This is a genomic window from Pseudorhizobium halotolerans (assembly GCF_902153235.2).
Taxonomy (GTDB): Bacteria; Pseudomonadota; Alphaproteobacteria; order Rhizobiales; family Rhizobiaceae; genus Neorhizobium; species Neorhizobium flavum.
The window spans coordinates 119,611-135,036 of the sequence record NZ_CABFWE030000007.1 but is presented as its reverse complement, the minus strand read 5'-3'; the positions used below and the strand labels follow the sequence as shown (position 1 = coordinate 135,036).

General features: G+C 62.6%; 17 protein-coding genes. 2 read left to right on the top strand and 15 right to left on the bottom strand.

Going from position 1 to position 15,426, the window contains the following annotated elements; all coding sequences use genetic code 11:
* Nucleotides 1-28: 28 nt before the first annotated feature.
* A complete protein-coding gene (locus tag FN060_RS13555; RefSeq protein WP_142588588.1) occupies nt 29-595 on the top strand; it encodes a methylated-DNA--[protein]-cysteine S-methyltransferase in 567 nt (188 codons plus the stop codon).
* 4 nt (nt 596-599) lie between these two features.
* On the opposite strand, the gene FN060_RS13550 is transcribed toward FN060_RS13555, so the two are convergent.
* The 14 genes from FN060_RS13550 to FN060_RS13485 form a co-directional block, all read right to left on the bottom strand.
* On the bottom strand, nt 600-905 hold the full coding sequence (locus tag FN060_RS13550; RefSeq protein ID WP_142588587.1) for a hypothetical protein: 306 nt from the start codon (nt 903-905) through the stop codon (nt 600-602).
* 15 nt (nt 906-920) lie between these two features.
* Complete coding sequence (guaA, locus tag FN060_RS13545; protein WP_142588586.1) at nt 921-2,498, bottom strand: glutamine-hydrolyzing GMP synthase; 1,578 nt, start codon at nt 2,496-2,498, stop codon at nt 921-923.
* Nucleotides 2,499-2,538: 40 nt separating this feature from the next.
* A complete protein-coding gene (locus tag FN060_RS13540) occupies nt 2,539-3,177 on the bottom strand; it encodes a 5'-methylthioadenosine/S-adenosylhomocysteine nucleosidase (RefSeq protein WP_142588585.1) in 639 nt (212 codons plus the stop codon).
* Nucleotides 3,174-3,617 carry a PaaI family thioesterase gene (locus FN060_RS13535; protein ID WP_142588584.1) on the bottom strand — a complete coding sequence of 148 codons (444 nt, stop codon included), beginning with the start codon at nt 3,615-3,617 and terminating at the stop codon, nt 3,174-3,176. The genes FN060_RS13540 and FN060_RS13535 overlap by 4 nt, the downstream gene beginning before the upstream one ends.
* A gap of 69 nt (nt 3,618-3,686) precedes the next feature.
* Nucleotides 3,687-4,139, bottom strand: coding sequence for a TspO/MBR family protein (locus FN060_RS13530; protein ID WP_142588583.1), 453 nt, complete (start codon nt 4,137-4,139; stop codon nt 3,687-3,689).
* A gap of 41 nt (nt 4,140-4,180) precedes the next feature.
* Complete coding sequence (locus FN060_RS13525; RefSeq protein ID WP_142588582.1) at nt 4,181-5,266, bottom strand: DUF1513 domain-containing protein; 1,086 nt, start codon at nt 5,264-5,266, stop codon at nt 4,181-4,183.
* A 2-nt stretch (nt 5,267-5,268) separates the two neighbouring features.
* On the bottom strand, nt 5,269-6,375 hold the full coding sequence (locus tag FN060_RS13520; RefSeq protein WP_142588581.1) for an imelysin family protein: 1,107 nt from the start codon (nt 6,373-6,375) through the stop codon (nt 5,269-5,271).
* A complete protein-coding gene (locus FN060_RS13515) occupies nt 6,375-7,913 on the bottom strand; it encodes a di-heme oxidoreductase family protein (protein WP_142588580.1) in 1,539 nt (512 codons plus the stop codon). Before FN060_RS13515 ends, FN060_RS13520 begins: the two co-directional genes overlap by 1 nt.
* A gap of 42 nt (nt 7,914-7,955) precedes the next feature.
* Nucleotides 7,956-9,233, bottom strand: coding sequence for an imelysin family protein (locus tag FN060_RS13510; protein WP_142588579.1), 1,278 nt, complete (start codon nt 9,231-9,233; stop codon nt 7,956-7,958).
* Nucleotides 9,234-9,353: 120 nt separating this feature from the next.
* Entirely contained in the window at nt 9,354-10,652 is a 1,299-nt protein-coding gene (locus FN060_RS13505) for an RsmB/NOP family class I SAM-dependent RNA methyltransferase (protein WP_142588578.1), read from the bottom strand.
* Between the two features lie 76 nt (nt 10,653-10,728).
* Nucleotides 10,729-11,133, bottom strand: coding sequence for a septal ring lytic transglycosylase RlpA family protein (locus FN060_RS13500; protein WP_142588577.1), 405 nt, complete (start codon nt 11,131-11,133; stop codon nt 10,729-10,731).
* Between the two features lie 355 nt (nt 11,134-11,488).
* Nucleotides 11,489-12,382: an SDR family oxidoreductase gene (locus FN060_RS13495; RefSeq protein WP_077547401.1), complete on the bottom strand. Its 894-nt coding sequence runs from the start codon at nt 12,380-12,382 to the stop codon at nt 11,489-11,491.
* Nucleotides 12,382-13,557 (bottom strand): tRNA epoxyqueuosine(34) reductase QueG, encoded by a 1,176-nt coding sequence (queG, locus tag FN060_RS13490; protein ID WP_142588576.1) that lies wholly within the window; start codon nt 13,555-13,557, stop codon nt 12,382-12,384. Before queG ends, FN060_RS13495 begins: the two co-directional genes overlap by 1 nt.
* Nucleotides 13,538-14,230, bottom strand: coding sequence for a glutathione S-transferase family protein (locus FN060_RS13485; protein WP_052641525.1), 693 nt, complete (start codon nt 14,228-14,230; stop codon nt 13,538-13,540). Before FN060_RS13485 ends, queG begins: the two co-directional genes overlap by 20 nt.
* A gap of 157 nt (nt 14,231-14,387) precedes the next feature.
* Between FN060_RS13485 and FN060_RS13480 the strand changes: the two genes are divergently transcribed.
* A complete protein-coding gene (locus FN060_RS13480) occupies nt 14,388-15,194 on the top strand; it encodes an undecaprenyl-diphosphate phosphatase (RefSeq protein ID WP_142588575.1) in 807 nt (268 codons plus the stop codon).
* 4 nt (nt 15,195-15,198) lie between these two features.
* Here FN060_RS13480 and FN060_RS13475 read toward each other — a convergent pair whose 3' ends face one another.
* Nucleotides 15,199-15,366, bottom strand: coding sequence for a hypothetical protein (locus FN060_RS13475; RefSeq protein WP_172972382.1), 168 nt, complete (start codon nt 15,364-15,366; stop codon nt 15,199-15,201).
* Nucleotides 15,367-15,426: the final 60 nt, after the last annotated feature.

Genomic DNA, 15,426 nt, shown 5'->3' with positions numbered 1-15,426 from the left:
ACGGGACGATCTTCCGGAAGAACGGAGGATGAACGTCGTGCCCTGCCATCATTATCGTGTCTTCGAAACACCGGCGGGCTTCTGCGCGATCGCCTGGAGCGAGGCCGGGATCAGCCGCTTGCAGCTGCCGATGACAAGTGCCGACGCAGCGGAGCGGATGATCCTGCGCCGCCTGCCCCACGCGGCGCCGGGCATTCCGTCGGCCGAGATCAAGGCTGCCATCGAAGCCGTCCGCCGTTATTTCGCTGGTGCCTCCGTCGAGTTTTCCGCGCTGCGCCTCGATCTGGCCGAACAGGATGCCTTCTTTCGTGAGATCTATTCTGCGCTTCGGAAGGTCGGCTGGGGTGAGACCACGAGCTACGGCGCTCTGGCGAAGGCAATCGGAGCGGGGCCGGACGCGGCGCGAAGGGTCGGTCAGGCGATGGCGAACAATCCGATTCCCCTGATCATTCCATGCCATCGTGTGCTGGCTGCCGGTGGCAGGCTTGGTGGCTTTTCTGCTCCCGGCGGCTCCGACACGAAGGTGCGCATGCTGGAACTGGAGGGGGTACGGCTCGGCGCCAGGGATCCATCCCAACAGGCCTTCGCATTCTAGCGGCTTAGATGCGGGTGATCGGAAGGGCGCGGATCACGATTTCTTCCTGATCAAAGCGCCGCTCCAGATCCACACGGAAACTCGTCCACCACTCGCGGTCGATCTCATCCACCATGACCTCGGCCGTAACGATGGCATCCTTTTCGACGCCATCGTCACTGAGCCAGAGGCCTTCAGCCGGCGCGCTGCGATGAAAGGTGATCCCACCGAACTTGCGGGTCAGTTCATCGCGAACGGAAGCGAAGAGTTCGGGCGGGAATGGCGAGGTAGATGCGTCGGTCGTCGGCAGCAGGATCTGGACGAGATGCATGTTGTCTAAGCCGGCCTATTCCCACTCGATCGTGCCGGGCGGCTTCGACGTTACGTCGTAGACCACTCGGTTGATGCCGCGCACTTCGTTGATGATGCGCGTGGCGGTGCGGCCGAGGAAGTTCATGTCGTAGGGGTAGAAGTCGGCCGTCATACCGTCCACGGAGGTAACTGCACGCAGGGCGCAGACGAAGTCATAGGTGCGGTAGTCGCCCATGACCCCGACCGTCTGTACCGGGAGGAGCACTGCAAACGCCTGCCAGATCGTGTCGTAGAGACCGGCCTTGCGGATCTCGTCGAGATAGATAGCATCTGCCTTTCGCAGGATGTCGAGCTTTTCGCGCGTCACCGCGCCGGGGCAGCGGATCGCGAGGCCCGGGCCCGGGAAGGGATGACGACCGATAAAGCTTTCCGGCAGGCCAAGCTCTCGGCCAAGCGCGCGAACCTCGTCCTTGAAGAGCTCGCGTAGCGGCTCGACGAGCTGCATGTTCATCCGCTCGGGCAGGCCGCCGACATTGTGGTGGCTCTTGATGGTGACGGAAGGGCCGCCGGAGAAGGAGACGCTTTCGATCACGTCCGGATAGAGCGTGCCCTGGGCCAGGAACTTGGGGGCCCCCTTGCCGTCCTCGGCGATCTTCGTCGCTTCGGCGTCGAAGACCTCGATGAAAAGGCGGCCGATCGTCTTGCGCTTGACTTCCGGGTCGGTGACGCCGGCGAGCTCCGTCAGGAACAGGTCGGATGCGTCCACATGGACGAGCGGGATGTTGTAGTGGTCGCGGAACATGCCGACCACCTGCTCGCTCTCGCCCTGGCGCATCAGGCCGTGGTCGACATAGATGCAGGTCAACTGGTCGCCGATCGCCTCGTGGATCAGCACCGCCGCCACGGATGAATCGACGCCGCCGGAGAGGCCGCAGATGACCCGCTCGGAGCCGACCTGCTCCTTGATCTTGCGGATCATCTCGGCGCGATAGGCAGCCATGGTCCAGTCCGACTTCAGACCGACGATCTTGTGCACGAAGTTGGACAGCAGCTTAGCGCCGTCCGGCGTATGCACCACTTCCGGGTGGAACATGGTGGTGTAGTAGCGGCGGCTCTCGTTGGCGGCGATGGCGAAGGGCGCATTCTCCGACGTCGCGATGACTTCAAAACCCTCGGGGAGTTTGGTGACCCGGTCACCGTGGCTCATCCAGACGGGATAGCGTCCGCCGACGTCCCAGAAGCCCTCGAACAGCGGGCTCGCCGCCTTCACCTCGAGATCGGCACGGCCGAACTCCGCCGCATGGCCGCCCTCGACGACGCCGCCGAGCTGGGTGCAGAGCGTCTGCTGGCCATAGCAGATGCCGAGGATCGGGACTCCGGAGTCGAAGACCGCCTGTGGCGCCCGCGGGCTGCCTTCCGCCGTCACCGAGGCCGGACCGCCGGAGAAGATCACGCCCTTCGGCTGCATCTTCTCGAAGGCCGCAGCGGCGTTCTGGAACGGGTGGATCTCGCAATAGACCCCGGCCTCGCGGATGCGGCGCGCAATCAACTGCGTCACCTGGCTGCCGAAATCGATGATGAGGATGCTGTCGGGATGGGCGATCTGGGTCATGGCGAGCCTTTAGAGAAACTTTGGCGTCGGCGCAACTGCATCAGGGGTTCAATTCGCCGCTCTCCAGGGCATGCAGAAGGCGATCGACGGCCACGGCGAGCTTCTCGTCGATCACATGCAGGTATTCCGTCCAGTCCCTGACATGCTTGAGGTCCTCCTTGCCGTCGGAGATGCCGCGAAGGCCCATCAGCGGAAGACCGAACCGATGGCAGCTTCGCAGCAGGGCGAAGGTTTCCATGTCCACCATGTCCGCTTCAATCCCGTCATAGGCAGGACCCGAAATGATGTTGCCTCCGGTGGAGAGCGCGGCCGTGGGAATGCCGGGGATACGGAGAGGAAGTTCGATCGTTGGGGGGTGATCGAGAAACGGTGTCCTGCCTTTCTCGAAGCCGAGCGGCGACGCATCCATGTCGCGGTAGGCAACGGAGGCGACCTGATAGATGCCTGTCTGCTCCAGGCTACGCGAACCGGCAGATCCAAGGGAGACAACCAGATCGGGGCGGTCACCCGATGCCTCCAGCCGCGTGAGGGCATGAGTCAGGACGACGGCCGCCTCGACCGGACCGACGCCCGTCATCAGCGGAACGATCCGCTGGCGCAGATGCACGCCATATTCCGCGTCCACCGCCATCACGAACAGCAAGGTCCTGCCGCCCGCCCGGGTCAGGTGAACTTTCATCCGACGATGTCCTCTCGGCCGCGGACCACCATCATCGTTGCCGTCATCGAGGCGATCAGCTTTGCCGGGCCATCTGCGATCGCATAGGCACGCCCGTCCGCGACGATGATGGTCGAGCCGGGCTTAGTGATCTCCCCGCGAAAGAGGAAGCGATCTCCCCGACCGGGCGACATCAGGTTCACCTTGAATTCGATCGTCAGCAGCGAGGCGTCCGGCGGGATCACGGAGAAGGCTGCATAGGTGCATGCCGTGTCCAGCGCAGTGGAGATGATCCCTCCATGCATCAGGCCGTGCTGTTGCGTCAGCTGCGGATCGAACGGCAGCTCGATCTCGACCATGGCCTGCTCGATACGGGTAAGCTCCGCGCCAATGGTCTCCATCGCCGGCTGGCGACCGAAGCTCTGCCTGATCCGCTCGCGGAAATCGTCGGTTTCATCCATGTCATGCCCTCTCGCGGCTGCAAAATTGGCATGCCGCCGCCCGCCAGGCAAGCAGGAGCAGGTTTCCGGTCAGTTCAGCACAGCAATGGAGAGATTGAGCAGCGTCGCAAAGGTGACCCACGCCGCATAGGGCACGAAAAGCCAGGCGGAGACCCGGTCGGCGTTCCAGCTGAGGCGGATGAAGGCAAGGATGGCGACGAGGAGCGGGATGATCACGACCAGGCCGAGGATCGGGCTCTGGTAGCCGAAGAAGGCAGGTGACCAGAGAAAGTTCAGGATCATCTGCATGAACCAGACCTGCATGCGTCCCGAGGCCGGTGCCTGAAGCCAGGTGCGCGCTCCGGCAATCGCGATCAGTACGTAGAGCGTGGTCCAGACCGGGCCGAAGATCCATGGCGGTGGCTGGAAGAACGGCTTCTCCAGCGACTGGTACCACTCGCCGGGCATATTGCTGACGCCGCTGAGGGCGCCGAGCCCGACAATGACGGTGATGAACAGGATGTAAGTGAGCGCTTTCTTCATGGGTGGGAACATAGGGCGCAGGTCGCCTTGCGCCAGTCCTTTCACGCGAGCCGCACGATGTGCTGGTCCCAGGCGACGGGGCTGCGGCTGTCGTCGAAACTGCCGCGATAGGAGGAGACGGCAAAACCTGTGCTCGACGGTGCGATGCCTGCGGCGTCGACGATCGCCTGCTCCCGCACGACTTCGCCGGTCCTCGCATCGAGGCTGATTGCCAGGCCACCCTTGGGTGAGGTCAGCCCGACGATGCCATCGCGCCGATTGACGGCGATCGCTCCCACGTAATTGGCAAGGCCGTCGGTCACGTGCGCCGGTAAGGGTGTGAATGTCAGATCCTCCCCCCGTCCAAGGTGCCCGACAAGCGGCGGCCGGGCATTGCGCGGACCCTCCCATTGGCAGGCAAACCAGATTCGCCCGTCGTCTCCCAGAGCGATGTGGCGGGTGGACAATTGATGCAGCGCCGGCGGCAGTACGTGCTTCTGGATGAGCCGGCCGTCGCTCGCCCCAAGCAGCACCAGCGACGGCTCCATGTGGTCGAGATTGAGCTTCGTTCGGCCGAAATCCGGATGGGTCTGAATGCCGCCATTGGCGATCACCAGCATTCTACCATCGTCCGAGACGGTCATGTCATGGGTGCCGATGCCGTGCGCGTCGAACTCGCCAACGCGCCGGAAACCGTCTGCCGCCTCATAGATGCCGATCATCCCGCGATTGCCGTCGAAGTCGTTCTCGCTGGCATAGAGCAGGCGCCCGTCCGCAGAAAAGGCGCCGTGGCCGTAGAAGTGGCGTCCCTCGGGAGCGGAAATGATCAGGGGCTTCGTCCGGTTGAACGAATCCGTGACTATAGCGAATGTGCCGGGCCGTCGTGCAAAGGCGACGAGTTGGCCACTTGTGGGGCTGAATGCCATTCCGTGGGAACGGGCAGGGAGTGTGGTTCGGTGGATGATAGCCCCGCGTTCGGAGACGGTCGCGAGGCCGAAGGAGCCATCCGGCGCACGAAAGCCTGAGGCATAGACGGCATCGCTTCGCTCGAGTGCCATCAGCGAGCGCGGCGCAAGCGCCGCCGCAAAACCTATTCCGGCAGCCCTGATGAAATTGCGGCGGTCGATGAGGCCGCTCCGCCAGGCCATCCTCAGTCTCCATCCGAAAAAGAGAAGCCGGACGTCAGGCCGATCGCGCCGCCATACTGGTCGTTCAGCCGGTCGATCAGGTCGCGGCCGTTCACCAGCAGGAAATCGAGCTTCTGCCGCCCCGCAGTGTCGGCGACGGCGGCTTCGATGTCGGGGTTCATCTCCTCGACCACCCCCAGCATCGACTTGAGGACGAAATCGACGGAGCCGACGATGGAATGCTGGTCGGAAGGAAGCAGATCGACGAGTTCAGATACGCGGATGAGGTCCCGCAGGCCCTCCAGGTTGCCTGCCACCATGGTCCAGGTGTTCTGTGAGCGCCAGAAGATCGCCTGCTTCGGGAGCGTCGGCTTGTCCTCGCCTCGGTAGAAGGTCTCGATCCGCTGGTCTCGCACCATTTCGGCACCATGGACCAGGATGCCGAGCAGTGCCGTCATCGCCTCCTGCTCCGTGCGGAACAGGGGATTGTTTGGCCCTGGGTTCTTCCAGTGGTGCTGGATACCGTCCGCTGCATCCCACTTCGCCACCAGCTCGGAAGCGATCTGCTTAATGTTCTGCGCCACCGCACGGCCATAGCGGCAGCGGAAATCTCCCTCAGGGCCGGTCAGGCTCTCGGAACCGGTGCCGGCAAGCACGAACTCCAGGGCCCCGAAGCCCTGCATGGCGACGCTCTTGCCTTTCAGGCTCGCGACCTCCGTGGCGGCCTCGTCCGGCTTAGCCAGCAGCGCCTGAACCTGCTTCAGGCCGGTGCTCTTGCGGTCCGGATAGAAGAGGATGCGCTCCAGGCGGTTTTCCTCGATGGCGGGGCCGGTCCGGACGATCTCGATCCTCGCCCAGCTTCGGGCAGCCTTCGCAAAACCATTTTTCGCGGCAGCAAGTGAAGCCGGCGAAGGCGCGCTGCAGAGGGAAGCCATATCTTCGGCGAGATCACCCGCTGCAAGCTGGAAGCCACGGTAGCTCCCCCGGATGAAGCCGTCGACGGCCTTTTCAACGACCTGCCGGATGGCTTCCGGTTCCGGAAAGGTGGGACTGATGGCCTCTTCCTGCGCCACGGCCACGGATGCGAACGCGAGAGCTGCCAGGGCGGCGGTGGAAAGGGCTTTCAGCATCAAAGCGACTCCAGGAAGGCAAGCAGCGCCGTGCGGTCGTCCTTGTTGAGGGAGGCAAAGGCATCGCGGGCAGCCTCGGCCTCGCCACCATGCCAGAGGATCGCCTCGGTGAGGTTGCGGGCCCGGCCGTCATGAAGGAAGAACGTGTGCTCGTTGACCGTTTCGGTCAAGCCGATGCCCCAGAGCGGCTGCGTGCGCCATTCCCGCCCGTCGGCGACCCCGACCTCTTGCCCGTCCGCCAGGCCTTCGCCCATGTCGTGCAGCAGGAAGTCGGAATAGGGCCAGATCAGTTGGAAGGCATGCGCCTTGTTCTCCGCGTCGCGGCGCGTGACGAATTTCGGAGTATGGCAGGAGACGCAGCCCGATTGGTAGAACAGTTCCTTGCCCTTGAGAACCTTGATATCTCCCGGTTCACGACGGGCGGGGACAGCAAGGTTCTCGGAGTAAAAGGTTACGAGTTCCAGAACCGGATCGGGTGCCTCCGTATCACCCAGCCGCTCCTGCACGCCCGACGCGCGCGCAAAGCAGTCGGTCTGGGCGCTCGTGCAGTCGCCGTGATGAAACGGAGCATCCGGATTGGAAATGCCGAGATCGCCGACGAAGGCGGAAGCGGACTGATCGCGGACAGAAGCGTTCTGCGCCTTGAACCCGAAGCGCCCGAGCTTCAGTTCCCGTGTACGGTGCTCGCGGACCAGGGCAGGCTTGCCGGAGATGCCGTCGCCGTCCTCATCATCCGGATCTGCATTAGCGAGGATATCGGCCTCGTGGATCGCCTGGATCAGGCCCATGCCGATCATCGGTGGAGCAATTCGCGGCGACAGGGTCACGTCAGGGTCCAGCGGACCGTAGTTCAGGTCCTTCACCGAATAGGTCGGCTTGCGCAGCGACACGACCTCGCCGTCCGCAAGCATCACCTGGACCTCCTCATAGGAGATCGCCATCGACCCTTCGGATTTCAGCCCGGGGACGGCAAGGTCCTGTAACTGCTTGCCGTAAGTTAGGTCGGGAAAGTTAAGCGCCTCGTGGCGGGCAATGAGCGTCTTTTCCTCTTCCGTTCGGGCCGGGCGGGCGAGCCGGAGGAACATGGAGGTTGCGTCGGCCGCACCTTCAGGAGGATGCCCACGGCCGTCCTTCAAATGGCAGCTCTGGCAAGCCCGGGCGTTGAACAGCGGACCCAGCCCATCGGAGGCCTGGGTCGAAGAGGGCGAGGAGACCCACAGCTTGCGAAAGAGCGCGTTGCCGAGCTTGAATTCCTCCTCCTCCGCAAAGGTGAGATTGGCCGAGAAATGGGAGAAGGCATCCCCGTTGACGATCGCCTTGGTGGTCGCCGCACCGCCCTGCATGGTCTCGAAATTCTCCGCCTTGGAGAAATCTTTGGTGGGGCGGGTCACGCTGGCGACGCGCTTCCTGTCCTTTGGCGAGAGATCGGTGCGTTCATTCGGAAAGCGCGTGTCTTCAGAAATCGCCACCAGCGGAGTCAGAAGGAGAGCGCTCGACAGGATCGGCAACAGAAAAAGTTTGGCTTCGAGCGCTCTCATTGGTGGTACAGGCCGTCCGGTCGGGACGGCCTTCCTCATGTCTTATTGGAAAACGGCGTCAGGATTATCAAGGCTGTCGGAACCTTCAAGCGCGACCGCGCCGAGGTCCAGCGACGCAATGACGCGTTCGATCGAGCGGGTTTGGTCGATCAGTCCGTCGATCGCCGCCTGGACGATGGCGTTGCCCTCCGCATTGCCCTCGCCGATCATCTGGTCATAGGCTTCGCCACCTTCTGCCCGCTCGGCCATGGCGTCCATGGCGGCAAGCGTTGTGTCGAGCTTTGCCTTCACTTCCGCATCGAGCGCCGCATCCTTGGCAGCAACCAGGTCCGACAGTGACGGGCCGGTTATCTTCGTGCCGTCGGCACGGGTGTACTCGCCTGTGTATGCCGAAGCGATGCCGATGGCGTCGTTGAGATGTGAGGCATGCGTGTTGTCGGAGAAGCAGTCATGCTCTTCTTCGGGGTCGTGGAGCAGCAGCCCGAGCTTCATGCGCTCGCCGGCAAGTTCCCCATAGGACAGCGAGCCCATGCCGGTCAGCATGGCGCGGATGCCGGCCTGCGGATCGGCGGTTACGGCCTTGGCAGCCTCACCTTCCGGCGCCCAGGCGGCAACCATCTCCTCCAGGTCGGAGATCAGCAGTTCGGATGCGGCTTTAAGATAGGCGGCGCGCCGGTCGCAATTGCCGTTGGTGCAATTTACTGTGTCGAAATCGGTGTGGGACCGGTTGCCGGCTCCGGCATCGGTGCCGTTGAGGTCCTGGCCCCAGAGCAGGAATTCAACCGCATGATAGCCGGTGGCGACATTGGCTTCGATTTCGCCGGCCTCATGCAGGCTGCGGAGCAGCTCAGGCGTGATGCTGCTGGCGTCGATCTCCTCGCCGTTCACGCTGAGCTTCGGGTTGGCAACCACGTTCGCGACATAGAGCGCATTGCTGTCGCTTTCGGTGCCGTAGGAAGCATCGACGTAATCGATCAGACCCTCGTCGAGCGGCCAGGCATTCACCTTGCCTTCCCACTCGTCCACAATCGGATTGCCGAAGCGGTAGACTTCGCTTTGCTGGTAGGGGACCCGTGCAGCAATCCAGGCCTCGCGTGCGGCTTTCAACGTTTCCTCGCTTGGCTGCGCGATCAGTGCGTCGATGGCCACATCAAGCGCCTTGGCCGTCATCAAGGAGTCTTGGTACTTGGCGTGCGCCAGCTCTGTATAATGCTGCACGACAGCAGCCGGCTCCGTTGCAGCGGCAGCCGACGCCACCGGAAAGGCCGCTGAGGCGGCCAGAAGCGCGAAGGTCGCGCTGAAGAATGTCTTGCGGATCATGGTCCCTCCTTTGGCAGCCTCTTCCCTCGGCTGCGCCGGACGTGCATGGCGCAAATGAAAACTGGTGTCAAATCATCTAGTTTAGAACGATTTGAAATGCTGTCATTCCCTTGACGGCTGTCAATCCGCGGAGGGCTGCCGGCGCATCCGGCAGAAGAAGAAACCATCCGTGCCGGTGCTGGCTGGGGTCAACGTCAACATCTTTCCGTCACGGCTGCGGGGACGCGGTGTGTCGCCACCGAACAGGCCGTTCCAGTTCTGCAAGACGGGTTCGGGAGAAAATTCGGGGTGTGTCTCGCAGAAGCGCTCGATCTGACCATCATTCTCTTCGGGCAGGACCGAGCAGGTGACGTATACGAGGCTGCCACCAGGCTTGACGAAGGCAGCCGCCTCACCAAGCGCTTCCTGCTGTTGCGCGACGCGTTCCTCGAGATTGCGCGGCGTCAGCCGCCATTTCGTATCCGGGCGCCGGCGCCAGGTGCCCGTGCCGGTGCAGGGCGCATCCACCAGGACTACATCCAGCTTCTCCCTGAACTGATCGAGCTGGCGAGCGTCGTCATGAACCTGGACATTGCGGGTTCCGGCGCGGCGGAGCCGCTCGATGATCGGCGCCAACCGCTTGCGGTCGGCATCATAGGCGTGGACCTGGCCCTTGTTGTTCATCGCCGCTGCCATGGCGAGAGTCTTGCCACCGCCGCCGGCGCAGAAATCGAGCACCTGGGCGTGCTCGGGCGGCTGAACCAGTTCGGAGACGATCTGGGACCCCTCATCCTGCACCTCGAACCAGCCCTTCTGGAACGAAAGTTCGGCGGTGACATTCGGCAGCCGCGACGCCCCTTCTCCGGCGGCTATCCTGATCCCGTTGCGCGCGATCGGCGCCGGGATGGCTCCGGAGCGGTCGAGCGCCTTCACGACCTTGTCGCGTGATGCCTTCAGCGTGTTGGCGCGCAGATCGAGGGTCGGACGTTCCGCCAGTGCCCTGGCCTCCGCCAACCAGTCTTCGCCGAATGCGGCTTCGAAGGACGGCTGGGTCCAGTCCGGGATGTCGCCTTGCACATGCAGGGGGGCATCGTCGAGATTACGGGAGGAAAGGGCCGAGAGGTTCGCCTCGGTGAGGGGCTGCGGAGCGAAGCGGTCATCGGCGAACTCGGCGGAAAGGGCTTCAGGCGTCAACCCCCACTGCCGGATGAGGACCGCATAGGCGAGGGCCGCCGGCCCATCGTCGTCCATCAGGAACGCATGCGACAGGCGCATGCGCAGCGCGTCGTAGACAATGTTGCCGATTGCGGCACGATCGCCGGAACCGGCGAAACGATGAGCAAGGCCCCAGTCCTTCAGCGCATCCGCGACAGGGCGCCTTCTGTCTTCGATGTCCCTCAGCACATCGATGGCTCCGCTGAGCCGTCCGCCCAATCGCATGTCAGTCTCCGCTCCGGTTGAACCCGTCTGCGCGGGTCCTAACCATCATCGACGGCAAGAGCAAGTGCGGGTCGCCTCAGCCGCCCTTGACACCCTTGCCAGAGGCCTTGCCATTGCCGGCGTCGACGATCTGGTAGCAAACCTGTGCCGTTCCAGAGCGGACCATGCCGATGTTCTGGGCGGCGGCCTTGGACACGTCGATAACGCGGCCCTTGATGAACGGTCCGCGGTCGTTGATGCGTACGATCACGCTCTTGCCGTTTCGCTTGTTGGTCACCTTCACCTTGGTGCCGAAAGGCAGCGAACGGTGTGCGGCAGTCAGCTTCGCCGGGTTCATACGCTCCCCGGAGGCCGTCTTCGACGTCAAAGCATACCAGGAGGCGTGGCCGCAACCGGGCGCAGCGTGAGCGGAAGCAGTGCCAAAGGTTGCAAACGCAGCAAAGGCAGCCGCGGCGAAAATCGAGTTTCGAATTGTCGTCAAGTCTTTGTCCCCGTCGATGGATGCCGGCACATGCCGTGCAGGAACGGTTAAGCGGGGTGAAAATTGGCGAAAAAGTGCGCAATAAGATCACGGAATGTTACATCATGAAACAATCCGGATTGCATTTGTGGCTATGAAACAGGCGGGTTTAGGAGGAGGAGTGGTAAAAAACCCTGTAAAACAAGCTTAAATTGAAACCGAGTTTCGGGCCCGGGCGCTGGGGAAGAACTTCACGAAATTGCTTGAAATTTTTTTGCTGAGGATGCCCCCGTACATCAGTTCAGACGAAATCTTTGCACGGAAATGGGTGTGAGGCCTCCCTTTTCGCCCCTCGAACGCCCACCGGATGAATATTTCATCCCTTTCGAAGCGGAAGCTCGCCATCCCATGTGCGGCTCACCCACAGGTGATTGAGAGACATGCGGTAGTCCGGGTATAGGAACTGAAAGCCCAGATCGCTGATCCGCTTATTGGAGACGCGCTTGTTCGAGCCGTAGAAGGAGCGTGCCATTGCGGTCATCTCGGCGGTCTCGAACGGTTGTTCGGTAGGCGGCTCGACCCCCATCAGCCGCGCAGCTTCGGCAATGACGTCCTGGGGTGCCGCCGGCTCGTCATCCGTGACGTTGAAAGTGCCGCCGTGGCCGGACTGAGCCAGAAAAAGGGCGGCACGCGCTATGTCCTCGACACGGATGCGATTGAACACCTGATCCTTCTTGACGATCCGGCGCGCGGTACCGCGCTTGAGATTGACGAAGGCATTGCGGCCTGGCCCGTAGATGCCGGATAGCCGCAGCACCGCGACAGGCACGCCGATCGCCTCGCCCGCGGCGAGCCAGGCTTTCTCGGCCTCGACCCTTTCCCGGGAACGGCCGGGGGCGGGGTTGCAGGGCGTTTCCTCATCGACCCAGCCGCCTGCCTGGTCGCCATAGACGCCGATGGTTGAGAGATAACCCACCCATGTGAGCCTGGGGCAGAGCGCGGCCAGACGGTCGCTTGCAAGGCTAAGCACAGGGTCCCCGCCCGCACCCGGCGGTATCGATTGGACGAGATGCGTGACCTGCGACAGCGCATGCTCCAAGGGTTGATCAATGGCCGTGCCATCGAAGACGAAAGCTTCGACACCTTGCGCAGCCAGTGCTTCCGCCTTCTCGCCAGTCCGGCTCGTGCCGAAGACCTTCGCACCGGTCTCCATGGCTGCCCGCGCGATGGCCCTACCCGAATAGCCGCACCCGAAGACCATCATTCGCATCATGCCGCTCCTGCCAACTGCCACTCATCCAGGACATAGGGGTCCTGCTCATCTTTTCGCAAAAGAGCGAGCTGCTTAAACTCCTGCGGCGGCATCAGCCGCTTGAGCGCCCACACGGCCATACCGCGAACCACCGGCGACGAATCCTCCGCCAGATTCAGGCACGGTTGGATCAGTGCCCCATCACCGGAATTTCCCGCCGCTATCAGAGCATTGCGGACGAAGCGGTCCCGTCCGATGCGCTTGACCGGGGAGCCGCTGAAGAAGCTGCGGAACTGCGGGTCGTCGAGCGTGAGCAGGAAGGAAAGCGTAGGTGCCTTCAGGTCCTCCCTGGCCTTCAGCTTCATTTCCGATGCACTAACAGCAAACTTGTTCCAGGGGCAGGCGGCCAGGCAGTCATCACAGCCATAGATGCGGTTGCCGATCAGTGGCCGAAGCTCAGGATCGATCGGTCCCTTGTGCTCAATCGTCAGATAGGAGATGCAGCGGCGTGCATCGAGCCGGTAAGGAGCAGGGAAGGCGGCTGTCGGACAAGCGTCGACGCAGGCGCGGCAGGAGCCGCAATGGTCAATCTGCGGCTCATCGATATCGAGATCGGCGGTCGTGAACAGGCTGCCGAGGAAGAGCCAGGAACCATGACTGCGGCTGACCAGATTGGTGTGCTTGCCCTGCCATCCAAGACCGGCTGCGGCGGCAAGCGGCTTTTCCATGACCGGCGCAGTGTCGACGAAGACCTTGACGTCCTCACCGGCCCGAGCAGCGAAGCGCGTGGCGATCTCTTTCAAGCGGCCTTTGATGACATCGTGGTAATCGCGATTGCGGGCATAGACCGATATCGCGCCGCGGTCCTTCTGTTCCTGCAGCGCGCGAGGGTCTTCATCAGGGCCGTAGTTCAGTCCGAACATGACGACCGAGCGGACGTCAGGCCAGAGCGTTCGCGGATCACTGCGTCGGTCGCGCGTTTCCTCCATCCACTCCATCGTGCCGTGATGGCCGTCGGACAGATAGACATCCAGACGTTTGGGAGCTTCCGGAATGCTGCCGGCATGGGTGATGCGGCAGAGGTCGAAACCGTGCGCCATGGCTTCCGCCTTGATGAAGGCGGTCAGCTTCTCCCGACGCCGAACTTGGGCATCGGGACGGCCTGCCGTGATCTCAGAAGTCGAGGTCCGCATAGTGGGAAACCGGTGTCAGGCCGCGCACTCTCTCGGCCAGCAGCGGTCGGAAGGAGGGGCGGGATTTCAGGCGTTGATACCATTCCTTGGCAATTGGCGTCTCAGCCCAGTCGATCTCGCCGAGATAGTCCAGGACCGAAATGCATGCGGCCGCAGCGAGATCGGCATATGTCAACCGGTCGCCTGCAAGCCAAGGGCGCGAGCCGGCAAGCCAGGAAAGGTACTTCATGTGCTGTCGGATATTGGAACGCGCTGTTCGAAGCGCTTTCGAGTCCGGGGCTCCTCCGCCCTGCGCCGCGGTCATCTGCAGCTTGTAGACACGCTCGCGTACCAGAGGGCGGGTCACATCCTGCTCCATCTTGGCGAGGAACCACTCCGTCAGCCGCCGGATCTCGGCCCGCTGGAAAGGGTCTTCCGCAAAGAGCCTCCGGTCACGCTTCAGGACGCCGTGCGTTTCGTCCAGGAATTCCATCAGCACGGCGGGTCCACAGAGGGCGCGCATGCTGTCGTCGACATAGACGGGGAGCGTCGCGGCCGGATTGAGTGCCAGGAATTCCCGACGCTTCTCCCATGGCTGCTCTTCGATCAGCTCCACTGGAAAACCGTATTCCGACAGGATAAGCCGGACGAAACGCGAGCTGGAAGACATCGGGTGATGGAAGAGCGTAGGCATCGATACGTGAGCTTTACAATTTTTGTATAGGAGGGGCTGGCCGTTTCTCGAGGCGCCGCAATAGCCCAGCTATACGGTTTTGGTAAGGGGCATGGCAAGCAGACAGCCACCATGGGTTCCGGATCCTGCCGACCGACCATCAAACAAAGGGTGAAGAATGCCGGAACAATCGATCATCAGCGCTCTCGTACTGGGCATAATCGAGGGCCTGACGGAGTTCATCCCCGTGTCGTCGACGGCACATGTTCTTCTGGCTGGTCACTTCCTCGGCTTCGAATCGCCCGGCAACACATTTGCGGTGCTTATCCAGTTGGGCGCCATCCTGGCGATCCTGCTCGTCTACTTCCGCAAGCTCTGGGAGATCGCCATGGCCTTGCCGACGTCCGGGAAGGCACGGCGATTCGTACTGACGGTCCTGCTCGCCTTCCTGCCGGCTGCGGTCATCGGGGCGCTCGCCCATGACTTCATCAAGACGATCCTGTTCGAGACGCCGATGCTGATCTGCATCGTGCTCATACTGGGCGGCTTCGTGCTGCTTGCGGTGGATCGGATGGCAATCCGGCCGAAATACACGGACATTATGGATTATCCGCCGTCGCTTGCCTTCAAGATCGGCCTGTTCCAGTGCCTTGCCATGGTTCCGGGAACCTCGCGGTCCGGTGCTACCATCGTCGGCTCGCTGCTGATGGGGACCGATAAACGGTCGGCGGCGGAATTCTCCTTCTTCCTCGCCATGCCAACAATGCTCGGTGCGTTCACCCTCGATCTCTACAAGAACCGGGAGCTCATCCGCTTTGATGATGGCATCGTCATCGCCATCGGCTTCATCGCCGCCTTCGTCATGGCGCTGGTGGTGGTCCGCTCGCTTCTGGATTTCGTCTCAAGCCGCGGCTATGCGCCGTTTGCCTGGTGGCGGATTGCCGTCGGAACGGCAGGCCTGATAGGGCTGCTGATCTTTGGCTGATGACTCAGCCGTGGTCGTCGCGCCCGTGGTAGAAGAAGAGGTCGTAGCCGGCCATGGCAATGGTGATGGCCACCAGCACGATAAGGTCTGCGCGAGGCACCTTCCAGACGAGGATGGCAAGGAACCCGCAGAACACGGAGAACCCCAGCAAGGCGAGAAGGCGGTCTAGCATCTGCCACTCCTTTCATCGATCGGTCCCCTTACGGACCTTATTGGACCTGACTCCACCGGG

Bases quoted from the DNA above. Each gene is read 5' to 3' on its own strand.
- FN060_RS13555 (WP_142588588.1), top strand. From the start codon at position 29: ATGAACGTCGTGCCCTGCCATCATTATCGTGTCTTCGAAACACCGGCG.
- FN060_RS13550 (WP_142588587.1), bottom strand. From the start codon at position 905: ATGCATCTCGTCCAGATCCTGCTGCCGACGACCGACGCATCTACCTCG.
- guaA (WP_142588586.1), bottom strand. From the start codon at position 2,498: ATGACCCAGATCGCCCATCCCGACAGCATCCTCATCATCGATTTCGGC.
- FN060_RS13540 (WP_142588585.1), bottom strand. From the start codon at position 3,177: ATGAAAGTTCACCTGACCCGGGCGGGCGGCAGGACCTTGCTGTTCGTG.
- FN060_RS13535 (WP_142588584.1), bottom strand. From the start codon at position 3,617: ATGGATGAAACCGACGATTTCCGCGAGCGGATCAGGCAGAGCTTCGGT.
- FN060_RS13530 (WP_142588583.1), bottom strand. From the start codon at position 4,139: ATGAAGAAAGCGCTCACTTACATCCTGTTCATCACCGTCATTGTCGGG.
- FN060_RS13525 (WP_142588582.1), bottom strand. From the start codon at position 5,266: ATGGCCTGGCGGAGCGGCCTCATCGACCGCCGCAATTTCATCAGGGCT.
- FN060_RS13520 (WP_142588581.1), bottom strand. From the start codon at position 6,375: ATGCTGAAAGCCCTTTCCACCGCCGCCCTGGCAGCTCTCGCGTTCGCA.
- FN060_RS13515 (WP_142588580.1), bottom strand. From the start codon at position 7,913: ATGAGAGCGCTCGAAGCCAAACTTTTTCTGTTGCCGATCCTGTCGAGC.
- FN060_RS13510 (WP_142588579.1), bottom strand. From the start codon at position 9,233: ATGATCCGCAAGACATTCTTCAGCGCGACCTTCGCGCTTCTGGCCGCC.
- FN060_RS13505 (WP_142588578.1), bottom strand. From the start codon at position 10,652: ATGCGATTGGGCGGACGGCTCAGCGGAGCCATCGATGTGCTGAGGGAC.
- FN060_RS13495 (WP_077547401.1), bottom strand. From the start codon at position 12,382: ATGCGAATGATGGTCTTCGGGTGCGGCTATTCGGGTAGGGCCATCGCG.
- queG (WP_142588576.1), bottom strand. From the start codon at position 13,557: ATGCGGACCTCGACTTCTGAGATCACGGCAGGCCGTCCCGATGCCCAA.
- FN060_RS13485 (WP_052641525.1), bottom strand. From the start codon at position 14,230: ATGCCTACGCTCTTCCATCACCCGATGTCTTCCAGCTCGCGTTTCGTC.
- FN060_RS13480 (WP_142588575.1), top strand. From the start codon at position 14,388: ATGCCGGAACAATCGATCATCAGCGCTCTCGTACTGGGCATAATCGAG.
- FN060_RS13475 (WP_172972382.1), bottom strand. From the start codon at position 15,366: ATGCTAGACCGCCTTCTCGCCTTGCTGGGGTTCTCCGTGTTCTGCGGG.